Source organism: Pseudoalteromonas sp. MMG005 (genome assembly GCF_018101015.1).
Lineage (GTDB): Bacteria > Pseudomonadota > Gammaproteobacteria > Enterobacterales > Alteromonadaceae > Pseudoalteromonas > Pseudoalteromonas aurantia.
In genome coordinates, this window is sequence record NZ_JAGJEK010000004.1 from 125,203 (window position 1) to 141,628 (window position 16,426).

A 16,426-nucleotide genomic window follows, 5' to 3' on the forward strand; every position below is an offset into this window, starting at 1 on the left:
GAACAAGGAGTGCGCAATGGCCAGTATCAATGCGATTTATCAATCTTTAGACCTGACCAAAAAGCTTATTATTGCATTCTTATTGGTTGCACTTGCTCCCATTGCCGTTGTTATTTCTATGGCGCTATATCACGCCACAGACGCACTTCAGCAACAAGCCTATTCACAACTTGGGGCGGTTGGGGAAATCAAAAAAAGCGCCGTTGAGCGCCACTTTAAAGCCGTAAAAAATAAAATGAGTGCGCTTGCACACAACCCATACGCACAAACCGCAGCCCGTGAATTCATTTATGCATTTAGTACACTTGATGGCACCGTTATTATTCCTGACACTTTAACGCAATTTTATCAGAATGAATTCACGACTAAATTTAATACTGAAAACCCGAGTGCAACGTTACCGGATAACTTAATTGATAGTATCAGTGCTGAAGGGCTTATGCTGCAACAACGCTATATTGCGGACAACCCATTTGCACTTGGCGAAAAATCAAAATTGGTAAAAACCGACCATGATGATGATTATGATATGACCCACCAACGTCATCATGAATACTTTTTGAAAGTTGCTGAAATCAATCATTTCTACGATATTTTTATTGTGGATAACGAAACGGGTAACATCGTCTATTCTGTATACAAAGAACTCGATTTTGCCACATCGCTACTCACAGGGCCTTATGCAAATAGTAACCTTGCTGCTGTATTTCAAAAAGCTCGCTCGTTGAATACCCCCGAACAATATGCTTTTGTCGACTATCAACAGTACCTCCCCTCATACAATGCCCCAGCAAGCTTTATTGCCGCACCGCTCATCAACACTGGGCATGCACAATCTACACTCATTTTTCAATTATCAATTGATGCGCTGAATGACATCATGACGGAAAGAGAAGGGCTCGGTGAAAGTGGTGAAACTTACTTAGTCGGGCGTGATGGGTTAATGCGTTCAGATTCCTATTTAGACCCTGAAAATCACTCAGTAATAAACTCATTTAAATACCCAAGTAAAGGCGCTATAAATACGGAAGGGTTCCAACGCGCCATCGCAGGAGAGCATGGTCAGAAGCTGATCACCGATTACAACGGACAACCTGTTCTTTCCGCTTTCATGCCCATAGATGTGTTAGGATCAGACTGGGCATTGCTTGCTGAAATAGACAAAGCAGAAGCATTTGATGCCGTCACACGATTACGTAATTTGCTTATAGTCGTGCTTGTATTCACGATTGCCGTCATCGTGGTTATTGCATTTCTCTTTGCGCGTACGTTAACTCGGCCAGCACATGCTTTAGTTAATACGATGCGCAGAGTTGAACAAGAAGGCGATTTTTCTATTCGCGCGCCCATCGCTTCAAAAGATGAAATTGGACAATCTGCGCTTGCCTTTAATTCTCTATTAAATGAACTTCAGCAATCAATTTCAGAAACAAACTTAGTCATGAATGAAATGGCATCTGGACGTTTTTCAAAACGAATTAAAGTCCAGTGCAAAGGGGAATTGGAAACATTAAAGCAAGCAACCAATCATTGTGCAAATAGCTTAGATATTGCGATTGGCGAAATAAATCAAGTTATTAAAGCCATGTCAATCGGACAATTTGACTTGCAACTCACTGCACCTATGTCAGGCGATTTAGATAAACTAAAATCGAATGTAAACCAATCTTTGCATTCTCTCAACGGCACTATGAATGCCATTGTGTCTGTTATGGAAAATGTCGAGCATGGTGACTTTAATGGGCGCGTCTCTATTGATGCGCAAGGAAAACTCGGTCAGTTAAAAGATTGCGTAAATAACTCTATTTTCAGCGTGTCAGGTGCCATTGATGAAATAAGTACAGTGATGGGCGCTATTCGCCAAGGCGACTTCTCGCAACGTATTGATATCCCATTAGAAGGTCAGCTCAATGCTCTAAAAGATAATGTAAACGTCAGTGTCGACAACCTCGCAATTATCATCAAAGACATTAGTACAATAATGGCTGCAATGAGTAAAGGTGACTTTAAACAAAGTGTACAGTGCCCAGCTCAAGGTCAGTTAGGGCAACTTAAAGACGATATAAATACCTCTATTCACGGCCTTGATAAAGCAGTGAGTGAAATTTCTTCAGTCATGATGGCAATTAGCCACGGTCGCTTTGACCGCACAATCACCTCGGCTATGCCAGGCCAACTTGATACCCTAAAATCCGATATAAATAACTCTGTCGGTAATTTAAACCAAGTTATTGAAGAACTCGCCGCGGTGATGGCTGCAATGTGCAAAGGCAATTTCAACTTAAAGATACAATCGCCGTTACAAGGACAACTGCAACAACTTAAAGAAGATGTAAATACGTCTATTACTACAATTTCTGATGCAATAAGTGAAGTGACGCATGTACTCAGTGCTGTGTCTCAGGGCAAGCTAACCGACTCTATTTCAGGCAATTATGATGGCGTTTTCTTAGTACTAAAACAGGATGTCAATACCACTATCAGTAAGTTAACCGAAGTGATAGAGGGCATACAGTTATCAGCAAGCCACGTATCGCAAAGTGCAGGAGAGATTGCTGCCAGTAATACTGAAATTAGTGCCAGAACAGAAGAGCAAGCCGCTAATTTGGAAGAAGCCAGTGCGAGTACAGGCCACATTCTCAGTGAAATAACGGCTGTAGCCAAACAATCGGGTAATGCCGTAGAACTATCAAACGATGCCCAAAATATAGCACTAGAAGGTGGTGAGCTTTCAAAAGAAACCGTCATAGCAATAGAAGAAGTCAATGGCGCAAGTAAAGACATCAATGAAATTGTGTCGGTCATCGATGGCCTCGCGTTTCAAACCAATTTATTGGCTTTGAACGCGGCAGTTGAAGCCGCTCGAGCTGGTGAACATGGAAGAGGGTTCGCAGTTGTTGCTAACGAAGTCCGAGAGCTTGCTGGGCGAAGCGCAGCATCAGCCAAGCAGATCAAAAACATCATTGCCAATAGTAATCAAAAAGTAGACCAAAGCACCGATATGGCAAATAGCTCTGGTCATAAACTCGAACAAATTGTCGACGCGGTTTCCAAAGTTAACAACACCATTGTCAAAATAAACCAATCAACCATCACACAGCAACAAGCAATTAAAGAAGTTGACTTGGTTGTGCAACGACTGACTGATTTAATTCAAGAAAATTCAGCGATAACTGAAGAAACAATGGCGGCAGCGAAACAGATGGCTGATCAAGCAAATCAAATGCGCCGCTTGTTAGGTTACTTCTCGTTAAGTAAGCAAAGTGCAGACACTACGCAATTACTCATCCATCAATATAATCGCTAACTCAACTCAAATTCGTCGGCATCTAAATGGGCAGGGAAAGCTGCCCTAAATGCTTCTAGCTGGTTTTTCACTAAGTGAACGCATGCGACCGCAGTCTGATTATCTGGTAATTGCATAATAGCTTCCCCCTTAAAATTATATGCAGCACTGCCCCCACTGTGGGCAACTTGATTACCATCTACACCAATTCGATTACAACCCAAGACATAACATTGATTCTCCATTGCTCTGGCCATCAATAATGTATCCCAAACATGACGTCGTGCTGCAGGCCAGTTTGCGACATTAACCATAACATCGTAGTCATTCCTATTACGTTGGAATACAGGAAACCGCAAGTCGTAACACACTTGGGGTAATATTCTAAAACCATTAATAGTAAAAACTTGTCTCGTTTGTCCCGCTTCGACATAGTCTCCTTCGTTACCCAACCGAAACAAATGCCGCTTATCATAATGCATCACAGTACCATCTGGTTTTACCCAATAAAACCGATTGACCTGCTTGGCACCCATTTGTACTAATACAGACCCCGCAACCACCGCTTGATAGTGCTGAGCACACTGAATTAGCCACTGCAGTATAGGTCCGCCTTTTGGTTCGCTGACCCCTTCATCAACCGCGAAACCCGTTGCAAAAGTCTCTGGCAATAAAATTAAATCAACCTTGTTTTTTGGTTCACTTAAACTTTCTGTTAATAGCGCCTGCAAAGCGGTAAAATTCATTTGTGGCTGTAACCAAACAATATCATATTGTACCACCGCAACTCGTAATTCAGTGCCCTTTGAATCATTTATAATTGACATAGTTTCTCCGCTGCGATTAATAACGTAGCCGTTTCTTTTGCAAAACACAGTCGGATCACTTTGTCTGACGACCCTTGTGCATAAAATACACTCAGAGGTATTGCAGCTATCCCCACTTCTTTCACTAAATACTCACAAAATGCCACATCATCTAATGAGGAGATTTCACTGTAATCCAGTAATAAAAAATACGTCCCTTCACTTGGCAGCACATGAAAACGACTGGTTGATAATGCATCGATTAAACAATCTCGTTTAATTTGATAAAACTGGGCCAATCCATCAACATGTTGACCTTGCTCCGCGAGCATATCGGTTAAAGCCAATTGTGCAGGCGTAAAGCTTGAAAACGTCACATACTGATGAATTTTTCTAAATTCATCCGTTAAGTGCGTAGGTGCAATACAGTAGCCCATTTTCCAGCCGGTACAATGGAACGTTTTGCCAAAACTAGAGACCACAAAACTGCGACTTAACAACTCAGGATCACGTAACACACTCAAATGAGGCTGATTATCAAAGGTAATATGCTCATATACTTCATCACTTATCAGATAAAGTTCATATTGCATAACCAGCTTTTTCAACTGGGTGAGATCTGCCAGCTTAAGTGTTTTAGCACTCGGGTTATGGGGGGTATTAATCACTATTGCTCGAGTTTTTTCACTCATGAGCTGATGTACCTGTGACCAGTTAATTGCATAATCCGGCGCATGTGTTGCCACATGTACTGCTTTACCTCCTGCTAACTCAATGGCAGGTTGGTAAGAATCGTAAGCAGGGTCAAAGACGATCACTTCATCACCTGGATGTATAATCGCTTGAATTGCAACAAACAGTGCTTCCGTTGCCCCTGAGGTAATGGTTACCATCTGCTCAGCATCTATCTTTGTATGATAACGCCGCTTCACCAATTCACCTATTTGCAGTTGCAGTGGTTTTATACCTACCGAAGGCGAATATTGATTAAATCCTTCGCTACTATAATACGCTAACTTGGATTTCAATTGCTCTGGAGTGTCAAACTCGGGAAAACCTTGAGATAAGTTAATTGCCGCATACTGATTAGCTAACCCTGTCATTTTACTAAAAATACTCGTTGCAACAATCGGTAATTTACTCTGCACTGATATTCTCCAATTATACTTGTCCTGATCACCAAAGTCGGCTTGCTATTATACGGGTATACTTTACGGTGACTTTTCATATTACTTCAAACCAACGATAATCCCATGACGTATAAATTAGCACAGCCGTCGCTTAACAAAATGTATGACTTATCACTGAGCGTATCATAAGCTGCAAATCATACTGTAGCTAGGTTACTTTATAGAGACGTAATATAAGCCTACACGATCAATTACATGAATGTATTTGCCAATTTACGCCAATCAAACGTGAAGGTTTAGCAATAAGATACGCGTTCACTTATCTCTCAAACAACCATCGCTTTTACCACGACAGCAGCACAAAAAAGGCAACCTAACGTTGCCTTTTCTCTCTCATCATAATTTTAGATGCGCATCTAAAAATGCGAGTATGCGTTCATAGTATTGTGCACGATGCTTCGCTTTATAAAATCCGTGCCCCTCACTTTCTAGTAACATATACTGGTAAGGATGCTTGGCTTTTTTCAACGCCTCTATCAGTGACTCAGCCTGTTCAATCGGCGCTCTCTTATCTTCACCCCCATGCACTATTAGCACAGGTGCTTTTAGCTTCTCAATATTATAGCTTGGAGAAAAGTCTTTTAATTGCTGCTGATCGTCCCCCAATACTTGGGCCAAATAACTTCTTCCCGTTTCATGCCCCGCTATATCACCTTCTTTAAACATCAACGGTAAATCATACACACCAACAACACCAATAGCGCACTTGAATAAATCAGGTTCAATAATAGCGCTTTGTACTGCTGAATAGCCGCCAAAGCTAGACCCCATAATACACATATTGTTTGTATCTACATATCCGTGTTTAATCACATACTTAGTGCCATCAATGATGTCATGTTGTATATCACTTCCCCACTTGCGGTATCCTGCAACTTCAAAATTTCGGCCATATCCACCTGAACCACGAAAGTTTACTTTCAGTACAGCCATACCTCGGCTGGCCAATAACTGACTTTCAACATCAAAGCGCCAGTAATCTCTTGGCCCATGTGGTCCACCATGTGGCATCACTACCAGTGGCAGATTTTTCGCCTCCTTCCCTTTTGGCAATGTCAGGTACCCACGAATTTCAACACCATCACGCGCAGTAAATTTTATTGGTTTCGTTTCAGACATTTTATCGGCAGGTAGCCAGCCCCTTTCGGAAAATAAGAAGCTAAGCTTTTTCTTTTCCCCATCATATAGATAATATTGCCCCGGATTTTGATCACTCCAAACGTAAGCAATACTGCGCTTACCATCTTTACTGCTACTGATTAAATGTACTTGGCTATTAGGAAACGTCGCCAATAATGACTTTAATGTGCGACTGCCTTGCGAATTGCTCTCTGTAAATGCATAACTCGGATACCCAGACTCTAATTCAATCGCAATGACTTCTTTGCTAATACTATCAGTCCAAACCGTTGAAGGTGATACCTCATCATCTTGAAACACCTTGGTCGTTACACCCGTTGTTAAATCAAGCTTGTAAATGCCTTTCGGACCACCAGATTCAGAAGCCCCAATCAAAGCATGCTTACCTGATTTATCAAATGACCATGGCGTCACGTCTTGTAAAGAAGTATTTTCTAGCGGTAATGCACGCCATTTATCACCACGCTTATCTCTAATATGAATAGACTGGTTTATATAATTTTCAGTAGAAACGACAATACGTACATTTCCCTGATGATCAGTAATATAACGCCCCATTTTTGATGGTGAACCCGCAATACTCTTACGGTGTCCATTATGAATATTAACCTTATATACAACTGTTCTCGGTTCTTTGATCATACGCCATGGGTACGTCACAATTAGAATGTGATCATCATCATTCGGTAAACTGTCTAATACATAAGAGGTGCCTTCTAACGGCGTAGCCTTTCTTATTGCTGAGCCTGTTTGCATTTTACCTTGATAGCCAACCACATAACGCTGTCGTGTGCCGTCCCAGTTCATCGCAAACAATTCGCCTCGATATTCTGGACGAGCTGACCACCCCTTCAAATATTGCTTTTCAGCAACCAGTCTCTCGTTGCTTGCCCATACATAAGCACCAACTTGTCCATTACCATTAAAACTAATCCCACTGACTATTTTATTAGTCTTAAGATCAAGAATATAAAGGTTATTTTTGCCTTCAACTTTAGAAATAAAACTGAGGTACTTGCCATTGGGAGAAATTTGCACCTGTCGATACGCAAAATCCTTACTAAAATCTGCCACAGAAATGATTTCGCCAGCATGTGTCCATTTAGCGCTACTTAATATCAAAATTAAGCAACACACTTTAAATAATATTTTCATAATCTATCCATATACACCATTGTCGGTGATTTTATATCTCCGACAATCCAACATTCAATAGAAACTTACCTGTTCATCAAGCGTGCTCTGAACAGCACCACTGACATACTCGCAGTAAATAGAGTAGTTCAGGACAAATACCAGTCATGTTTTTAATACCAAAAGTGCAAAGCTCATAGAGGGTTATTGGCAATATTGATACCAATTGAGGTTAGATTGTTTACTCGGTCTTATGAACAATAGTTCATTCAGTATGGGTAACGTTAATTACGTGGTCACCTCACAAAAGCGAGGTGTGTCTATATTTACTTAGCTTGTTTAACAAACAATGAAAGATAGGTGGCCAGCCTCGTGACCACCCAATAATAGTTAACCTTGCGGTTTTGCCAATTCAGTTTGAATATAACGACGCACTTGTTCCTCTAAAACGAATAAAGGGACAGAACCATGACGCAGTATTTGATGATGGAACTCACGAATATCAAACTCTTGACCAAGCGCTTCTTCGGCTTCCTGGCGTAATCGCTTAATCGTTAATTCACCAATTTTGTATGACAGTGCTTGCCCTGGCCAAGAAATGTAACGGTCCGTTTCAGTCTTGATATTGTGTAATGACAGCGCACTATTGTCTTTCATAAAATTCATTGCTTGCTCACGACTCCAACCAAACATATGCATACCAGTATCAACCACTAGCCGTGCTGCGCGCCACATTTCATACGTTAAACGGCCGAAGTTACTATATGGGTCCTTATAAAAACCCGCTTCAAGCCCTAAATATTCAGAATATAATCCCCAACCTTCACCAAAAGCCGAAATATACGTATTCCGACGATAACCTGGTAAATAATCCAATTCAGCATTCAACGCAATTTGTAAATGATGGCCTGGCACGGCTTCATGCAAAGTCAATGCTTCCAGCACATACAAAGGGCGTTTATCTAGAGCATAAGTATTTACCCAATAAAAACCAGCTTCATCATCTTTGCTTGCACCGCTGTATCTACCAGTTGTATATTTAGGCGCAATGCTTGCCGGGACGGGCTCTACACCATAAGGCCTGCGAGGTAGTGTATGAAACAGCTTTGGTAATTGTGCATCCATTTTCTTGGCAATAAAAGCGGCTTCTTTTAACAGTTGTTCTGGTGTGGTTGCATAAAATTGTGGATCCGTTCTCAAAAAGTCGACAAATTCAGCAAATGTCCCTTCAAACCCACTCTCCTGAATGACGTTTTGCATTTCAGAACGAATACGAGCAACTTCTTGCAATCCCAATTCATGGATTTCCTTTGCCGTCATGTCTGTCGTTGTATAATGGCGAACACGATTTGCATAATACGACTCGCCATTTTTCGTGGCTGAAATACCAATCTCTTCTCTTGCGGCAGGGCGGTATTCATCCACAAAAAAGCGTAAGTAATTTTGATACGCAGGAAGCACCTGTTCAGTAATAACGTCTTGTGCACGTTGTTGCAACTTTTCAAAATCAGCTGCTGGTAGCTTCGCAGAATTCACCAAAAATGGCGCATAAAACTCAGAATCAACGACGTTAGGCACGATGAACGCAGTAATAGACTCTTCATAGCCCGCAAGCACAACTTTAGGCTGAGTCATGCCAACTTGTACACCCTTTTTCATCCACATTATATTTTGTGCAAAATAACGAGGGATTTGCTGTAATCGACTTAAATACAACTCATAACCAGATAACTTCGCAAAGTCATGTCCGGCAACCATAAAAGACATGCTGGAATGGAAGCCGTACTCTGACGTCAATGGTATGTAATGGCTATGAAAGCGATACTGATCAACCTGATTTTGAATTTGCGCACGCAAAATGGTGTGATTAATCTGGTTCTCGTCACTCATTTTGGTTAAAGGAAGCTTATCCAATTCATGTAAAAACTGTACATTACGATGATAATTTTTTGCTAAACCTTCAGCAGATAAGTCAGGTAGCAACTGTGCCCCATTTGTCTGCGTTCTCGCATACGCATTGTTATTTTTGCGAGTTGTTTCCACTTCTTGAGCAATATGAGTAAACTGCGCATCAACATTAACGGGCGTTAATTGGCATGCAGACAAACAAAGAGCTAATAACGAAATAGACGTGTAGTTGATTAACGTTTTTCTCACTCGAAAGCCTTATTATATTTTTATCTTCAGTCACTGTAGCTAAGCAAGCTCATTATTCGCAACTAATTTCGACAGACTTCATAATTTACATTAGTGCAAAAATACAACAAACCCAGCCTTTATGATTATAAAATCAGCAAATAAACAAATATAAATCATTTTTCTATTTCCAAAGTGGTCATTTTGCTTTTAAATACGTGATTGACTCAGTAATGTAGTCTTCAATGTAGGGACGCAATTCTGAAGCTCAAGGATATCAAGATTACTTACATACTTTTCGCTGACTTATTATTGCGGTAAATGAAATGATATTCCATGATCCTATGGCTGTTGCACAGGAAAAAATGACCAAAGTCTGCCTCTTTTTAGAGCAACACCATTTACCGCCTACGCCGTTAAATTATCAGGTAACGTACACCTATATTAGCAAGTCTGATACGGAGCTCAATGCAGCACTTGATAGCATCTTAAATAGCGGACAAAAAATAGATAGCATTTACTTAGAGCAACTCTACTTTGAGTACATAAATCAGGGTCATCAAGAAGAAGCAGCCATGCTAAAAAACGTGGATGGGCTCCTATCAAGTTTACATAACTCCACCCGCAACTCACAACGTAATATCAATCAGTTTTCTGAACAACTGCACCACTGCGTCCACTCTTTAGATGAGCACAATATTGAAAAGAGTAAGCGTGCGCTGATGCTTTTATCTAAACAAGCTGATGCTTTGCTACAGCAACAGGTGCAATTTAAAGCCACCCTTAGAAATGCCCGTTTAATGCATAAAAAGACGCAACAGCAATTACTTAAGCTGCGCAAGCAACACATTATCGACACCCAAACTGGCATGTACAAACGCCATTATTTAAATCAGCAAACACAACTGTGGCTACAACAAAATAAGCCTCTGTGTGCTATCGCAATACAAGTAGAAAACATCGACGAGTTCTCGAATAAATACGGCGATGCCATTGCTGAAGTGGTGCTCAATCGTGTTGCTAGGAAAATCCAAAAATATGTCTTTGAAAGCGGTTTACCCGGCAGGACTGGTAAAAATGAGTTTACCGTACTATTACCTGATGTAGAGCCTGAAACGGCACTCGTGATCGCAGACAAAGTACTAAAAGGCGTCGAAAAACTGAAATTTGTGAGCTCAAAAAGCCCGCTTGAGTTACCCAGTGTGCAATTATCTTTGGGTATCGTTAAACAGCAGCAAGAGGCTGACTTTACGACATTAGCCCGTAAGGCAGCACAAGCGGCTCACAAAGCGCTCACCCTTAATCAGGCCTACTATATTCCCTCATAGTCTGAAATTTCTTCGCTATTATAAGATAAAATCCTACCCTTATGAATTGCACGTGAGTCACGCGATCAAGTACACTAAGCGCATCATAATGTTAAGCCTAACTGAGAAAACAATGAAAGAGTCACCACAAGATACTGCTGATTTTGGTTATAAAACCGTTGACCGTGAAGAAAAGGCTTCTCTCGTCGCCGATGTATTCCACTCAGTTGCGGCAAAATATGACATTATGAATGATTTGATGTCCTTTGGAGTCCATCGACTTTGGAAACGCCAAGCAATTGCTTGCTCCGGCGTACGAAAAGGCCACAAAGTATTGGATTTAGCAGGTGGTACCGGTGATTTAACGGCTAAATTCAGTCAGCTAGTGACTGAGTCTGGTCAAGTTATTCTTGGTGACATTAACGATTCAATGCTTAAAGTTGGTCGTGATAAGCTACGTGACTTGGGCTTAGTCGGCAATATCGAATACGTGCAAATGAACGCGGAAGCTCTGCCATTTCCTGATAACTCTTTTGATGTGATTACCATTGCTTTTGGGCTGCGTAATGTCACTGATAAAGATGCCGCATTGCGCTCTATGTATAGAATACTCAAACCCGGTGGTCGCTTATTAGTGCTGGAATTCTCAAAAACCAATAATGAAGCGCTCTCTAAGCTCTACGATTTATATTCATTTAACCTACTACCAACTATGGGGAAAATCATCGCTAATGACAGTGAGTCATATCGCTATTTGGCCGAGTCAATTCGTATGCACCCAGATCAAGAAACACTCAAGAGTATGATGGAAGAAGCCGGTTTTGAACAAACCAGTTATCAGAACATGACCGGCGGTATTGTGGCGCTTCATCGCGGCTTTAAATACTAAGGATACCTATGATTGAGGTCGTTGCAAGTGCCATCGTCGAGTCATGTTTGAATCGCTTGCTCGTATTAGAGCCCGAATTAACAAGGTCTCTGGAAAACTGTAAACATAAAGTGATCGCCGTTGAATTACGCGATTGGCAGCACACCTTCGCGCTCACTTACGTAGGCCATCAATTTATGGTATTCAGTCAATATCAAGAACATGCAGACTGTCATATCAGCGCCAGCTTAGAAACTTTAACCAAGCTCACTAACCCTAGTTTGCTCACGCAACTCATTCGACAAGAGAAACTAGATTTAGAAGGTGATTTGCAACTTGCGCAAAACTATAGCTCAGCCTTTTCAAACATACATATTGACTGGGCAGAACATCTATCTCGCTACATTGGTGATGCACCAGCACAACAGGTGATAAACAGTACCCAAAAAGCCCATGTTCAAGGCAAAACGATTGGCAGCTCATTTAAGTCAACAGTCACACAATTATGCCAAGATGAACTCAAAGTGACCATTCACCCTTTAGAGCTTGAACAATACAAAATGCACACCCGACATATAAAAAATCAAGCAGCTCAATTAGAGCAGCGTATTCAACTCTTACTTAACCGCTGAGGAGCGAATGTTGGCAGTTGCTCGTTTATATCAAATAACTCAAACCTTACTGCAATACGGTTTAGATGATCTCATCCCAAAAAATAAACAACCTTGGTATGGAAAGCTCGCAAGAAAAAGTTTGTTTTGGTTAAAAAACAAACACCCGGATAAATCCATTGGTCAAAGGTTAAGACTGTCACTGGAAACTCTTGGACCGGTATGGATAAAGTTTGGGCAAATGTTATCGACCAGACGAGATTTACTCCCCCAAGAAATTGCTGAAGAACTAGCGCAGTTGCAAGACAAAGTGCAACCATTCTGTGGCCAACAAGCACAACGGTTAATCGAGCAAGCACTACAGATAGATAATATTAGCGAACTATTTAGTGAGTTTGATCAAACCCCACTGGCTTCTGCTTCTATAGCGCAAGTACATACTGCTCGCTTACATACTCACGAGCAGGATAAAGACGTTGTTATCAAGGTCATCCGTCCTAATATCGAACAACAAATTGAAGCGGATCTTGCATTAATGACTCGATTCGCCAGCATGCTTGTTAAAGTCGTGAGCCAAAGCAGACGCTTACGCCCAGTTGAAGTGGTCAAAGAATACAAAAAAACACTGCTTGATGAGCTCGACTTACTGCGCGAAGGTGCGAATGCATTACAGTTACGTCGCAATTTCTCAGACTCAGATTCTTTATATATCCCAGAGATATACAGTGATCACTCGCGTAAGAACGTCCTCGTTATGGAGCGTATCTACGGCATCCCCGTTTCAGATACTGACGCTCTATTAGCGCAAGGTACTAATATGAAACTGTTGGCTGAAAGAGGTGTCGAAGTATTTTTTACCCAAGTTTTTAGGGACAGTTTTTTCCATGCTGATATGCACCCAGGTAATATTTTTGTCTCTACTCACACACCGCACAACCCTAAGTACATTGGTATTGATTGCGGAATAGTCGGTACACTCAACAAAGAAGATAAACGCTATTTAGCTGAGAACTTTATTGCTTTCTTTAATAGAGATTACCGTCAGGTAGCGCAGCTTCATGTTGATTCGGGCTGGGTCCCCGCCGATACTTGCGTTGAAGAATTTGAGTTTGCCATTCGTACTGTATGTGAACCTATATTTAATAAACCATTGGCTGAGATTTCATTTGGCCATGTATTAGTAAACTTATTTAATACGGCCAGACGTTTCAACATGGAAGTACAACCCCAGTTGGTGTTATTACAAAAAACACTACTGTACGTTGAAGGGTTAGGCCGCCAACTTTATCCTCAACTTGATTTATGGCAAACAGCCAAACCATTTTTAGAACAATGGGTCAAAGATCAGGTAGGACCTTGGTCAGTACTCAAACAAGTGTATGCTAATTTACCCTTTTGGGCTGAAAAAATGCCTGAATTACCCGATTTGATATATCAAACACTGAGACAAAAGAATCAAAATGTTATGGCAGTAACACCAAAACAAAATACCAAGCCACTCTTACTTGGTATGCTTGCTTGCAGCGCAGCAATTACCGCAGGTTTGTTCTATCTCGCTCATGACTGGTTTGCGGCGGGCGTCAGTTTATCTATTGCAAGCGTACTATTTCTCAGTGCATGGCGTAAAACAGGATGATATTTTATACACTCTGCGTATAATCATTTTTTAACGAGTTAAATTCATTATCAATGAGGTAAGTATGGGTTTCGGTGGCATCAGTATTTGGCAACTTCTAATCATTTTAGCCATTATAGTACTTTTATTCGGTACTAAAAAACTGCGTGGTATTGGTGGTGACTTGGGTAACGCTGTCAAAGGCTTTAAAAAAGCCGTGTCCGATGACGAAGCACAACCGACTGAACAGTTAAAAGACCAAACACAACAAAAAACACAAGAAGCACAAGAAAAACCAAAGGATAAGGTCTAACCGTTATGGGGATGTGGGAACTTGCCGTCGTATTGATCGTCGGCTTGATTGTACTTGGCCCTGAACGCTTGCCTGTCGCGATTAGAACTGTCAGTCGCTGGATAAAAAGTATAAAGTCTATTGCTAACTCAGTCAAAGCTGAAGTAAATGAAGAACTGCGTGTGCATGAGCTGCATTCAAATTTAAAAAAGGCGGAACAACAGAACATGACTGACCTGAGTGCTTCAGTGAAACACTCTGTTGATGAGCTCAATAAAGCAGCAGCTTCAGTAAAGCATAGCTATAAAGATAATACTAAGCAGTCGGACCAAGAGTAATCTGACCGACGCAATAACGAATGAGTACACCATGTCAGAAACGCTACAGAGCGGCTTTATTGGCCACTTAATTGAGCTGCGTAATCGCTTAATGAAGGCAATATTAAGCATTTTGGTCATTTTTGTCGCATTAGTTTATTTTGCGAATGATATTTATGCGTTCGTTGCTGCACCTTTAATTGCACATCTGCCTGAAAATAGCACAATGATTGCGACAGATGTTACAGCCCCGTTTTTTGCCCCTTTTAAGCTCACCCTTTTTGTCGCATTGTTTGCAGCAGTACCCATGCTATTACATCAAGTATGGAGTTTTATTGCACCGGGCTTATATAAACACGAAAAGCGTATGCTGATACCTATATTATGCTCAAGCGTATTATTATTTTACGCTGGGATTTCATTTTGCTACTTCGTTGTGCTGCCTATTATTTTAGGCTTTTTCACCAGTGTCGGACCTGAAATGATGACACTTTCACCTGATATCAGCAGTTACTTAGCTTTTACGCTGAAATTGTTCTTTGCATTTGGGGTTGCGTTTGAAATCCCGGTCGCCATTATGGTGCTATGCTGGAGCGGTGCAACGACAACAGCGAGCCTCAAAGAAAAGCGCCCTTACGTCGTTGTAGGTGCATTTGTTGTGGCCATGTTCCTTACCCCACCAGACGTATTATCACAAACATTGCTCGCCCTACCTATGCTACTATTATTTGAGCTGGGTTTAATTCTCGCAAGGTTTTACTCTAAAGACACCAATAATCAGGAGACGGTAGAGTGAACCAAGCCACTCAGAAGAGCAGCTATCTGTGCATATTTCATCATCATCGTGTTTTGATTAAATGGGCTAACTAATGCAAACACACTATATCGATGCAGGCGTAAACTTAACCAGCACGCAGTACGATAGTGAACGCGAAGATATAGTAATGCGTGCGACTCAGGCAGGTGTGTCAAACATGCTTCTGATTGGCAGTAATATTAGTGACTCACAACAGAGCCAAGAGTTAGCCAACAAATTTGGTTACGTCAGTACCGCAGGTATTCACCCCCATGATGCCAAAGATGCACCTGATAATTTTAGTGAATCAATTCAACAGTTACTCCAGCGTCCTGAGGTTGTGGCAGTCGGTGAATGTGGCCTAGACTTTAACCGAGACTTTTCCCCCAGATCTATTCAAGAAAGAGTCTGCCAGCAGCAACTCGAATTGGCTAAAAACATGCAAGTTCCGGTCTATTTGCATGAGCGAGATGCCTTTACTAGATTGAAGGCACTGCTTGTAAACACATCTATCACAGGTGTTTTACATTGCTTTACTGGCAATAAAGATGCGCTGTCTTTCTATTTAGAATATGGCCTATACATAGGTATCACGGGTTGGGTTTGCGACGAACGCCGAGGCGCTGAGCTACAATCATTGGTGCCATTGATCCCCGACAATAAATTATTATTAGAAACGGATGCACCCTACTTATTACCTAGAACACTCGCGCCCAAACCAAAATCAAGGCGTAATGAACCTGCATTTATTCATGAGATTGCAAACCAAGTCGCTAAGTTACGAGGTCAAACCGTGGCCCATGTTGCGAAATTAAGTCAAGATAATTTCGAACGCCTTTTTGACAAAAGGCATGGTACATGATGCTGCGATTCTGCCTTCTATCCCTATTGCTCTTTTGCACATCACCTTATGGTATAGAGTTAGGAA

Annotated in this window: 13 protein-coding genes; 9 read left to right on the top strand and 4 right to left on the bottom strand. The window is 41.3% G+C overall.

Annotated elements, in window-relative coordinates:
- The first annotated feature begins 16 nt into the window (after nt 1-16).
- A complete protein-coding gene (locus J8M01_RS04805; RefSeq protein WP_211057188.1) occupies nt 17-3,307 on the top strand; it encodes a methyl-accepting chemotaxis protein in 3,291 nt (1,096 codons plus the stop codon).
- Here J8M01_RS04805 and J8M01_RS04810 read toward each other — a convergent pair.
- From J8M01_RS04810 to J8M01_RS04825, 4 genes are all read right to left on the bottom strand, one after another.
- Nucleotides 3,304-4,113, bottom strand: a complete 810-nt coding sequence (locus J8M01_RS04810) for an amidohydrolase (protein ID WP_211057189.1) — start codon at nt 4,111-4,113, stop codon at nt 3,304-3,306. The genes J8M01_RS04805 and J8M01_RS04810 overlap by 4 nt on opposite strands.
- The gene (locus tag J8M01_RS04815; RefSeq protein WP_211057190.1) at nt 4,101-5,240 is read right to left on the bottom strand and encodes a methionine aminotransferase; all 1,140 of its coding nucleotides are present in this window, start codon (nt 5,238-5,240) and stop codon (nt 4,101-4,103) included. Before J8M01_RS04815 ends, J8M01_RS04810 begins: the two co-directional genes overlap by 13 nt.
- A 378-nt stretch (nt 5,241-5,618) precedes the next feature.
- Nucleotides 5,619-7,577 carry a S9 family peptidase gene (locus J8M01_RS04820; protein ID WP_211057191.1) on the bottom strand — a complete coding sequence of 653 codons (1,959 nt, stop codon included), beginning with the start codon at nt 7,575-7,577 and terminating at the stop codon, nt 5,619-5,621.
- Nucleotides 7,578-7,946: 369 nt separating this feature from the next.
- Nucleotides 7,947-9,713 (bottom strand): DUF885 domain-containing protein, encoded by a 1,767-nt coding sequence (locus J8M01_RS04825; RefSeq protein WP_211057192.1) that lies wholly within the window; start codon nt 9,711-9,713, stop codon nt 7,947-7,949.
- 323 nt (nt 9,714-10,036) lie between these two features.
- Here J8M01_RS04825 and J8M01_RS04830 point away from each other — a divergent pair, with 323 nt between their 5' ends.
- From J8M01_RS04830 to J8M01_RS04865, 8 genes are all read left to right on the top strand, one after another.
- Nucleotides 10,037-11,020: a GGDEF domain-containing protein gene (locus J8M01_RS04830; RefSeq protein WP_211057246.1), complete on the top strand. Its 984-nt coding sequence runs from the start codon at nt 10,037-10,039 to the stop codon at nt 11,018-11,020.
- A 112-nt stretch (nt 11,021-11,132) separates the two neighbouring features.
- Nucleotides 11,133-11,888 (top strand): bifunctional demethylmenaquinone methyltransferase/2-methoxy-6-polyprenyl-1,4-benzoquinol methylase UbiE, encoded by a 756-nt coding sequence (gene ubiE, locus J8M01_RS04835; RefSeq protein WP_192509212.1) that lies wholly within the window; start codon nt 11,133-11,135, stop codon nt 11,886-11,888.
- A gap of 8 nt (nt 11,889-11,896) precedes the next feature.
- Entirely contained in the window at nt 11,897-12,499 is a 603-nt protein-coding gene (locus J8M01_RS04840) for an SCP2 sterol-binding domain-containing protein (RefSeq protein ID WP_211050508.1), read from the top strand.
- A 10-nt stretch (nt 12,500-12,509) separates the two neighbouring features.
- Nucleotides 12,510-14,114 carry a ubiquinone biosynthesis regulatory protein kinase UbiB gene (gene ubiB / locus J8M01_RS04845; protein ID WP_192509213.1) on the top strand — a complete coding sequence of 535 codons (1,605 nt, stop codon included), beginning with the start codon at nt 12,510-12,512 and terminating at the stop codon, nt 14,112-14,114.
- A gap of 64 nt (nt 14,115-14,178) precedes the next feature.
- Nucleotides 14,179-14,406: a Sec-independent protein translocase subunit TatA gene (tatA, locus tag J8M01_RS04850; RefSeq protein ID WP_192509066.1), complete on the top strand. Its 228-nt coding sequence runs from the start codon at nt 14,179-14,181 to the stop codon at nt 14,404-14,406.
- Nucleotides 14,407-14,411: 5 nt separating this feature from the next.
- Nucleotides 14,412-14,723, top strand: coding sequence for a Sec-independent protein translocase protein TatB (gene tatB, locus J8M01_RS04855; protein WP_192509067.1), 312 nt, complete (start codon nt 14,412-14,414; stop codon nt 14,721-14,723).
- Nucleotides 14,724-14,754: 31 nt separating this feature from the next.
- Nucleotides 14,755-15,498, top strand: coding sequence for a twin-arginine translocase subunit TatC (gene tatC / locus J8M01_RS04860; protein ID WP_211057193.1), 744 nt, complete (start codon nt 14,755-14,757; stop codon nt 15,496-15,498).
- A gap of 73 nt (nt 15,499-15,571) precedes the next feature.
- Entirely contained in the window at nt 15,572-16,360 is a 789-nt protein-coding gene (locus tag J8M01_RS04865) for a TatD family hydrolase (RefSeq protein ID WP_211057194.1), read from the top strand.
- Nucleotides 16,361-16,426: the final 66 nt, after the last annotated feature.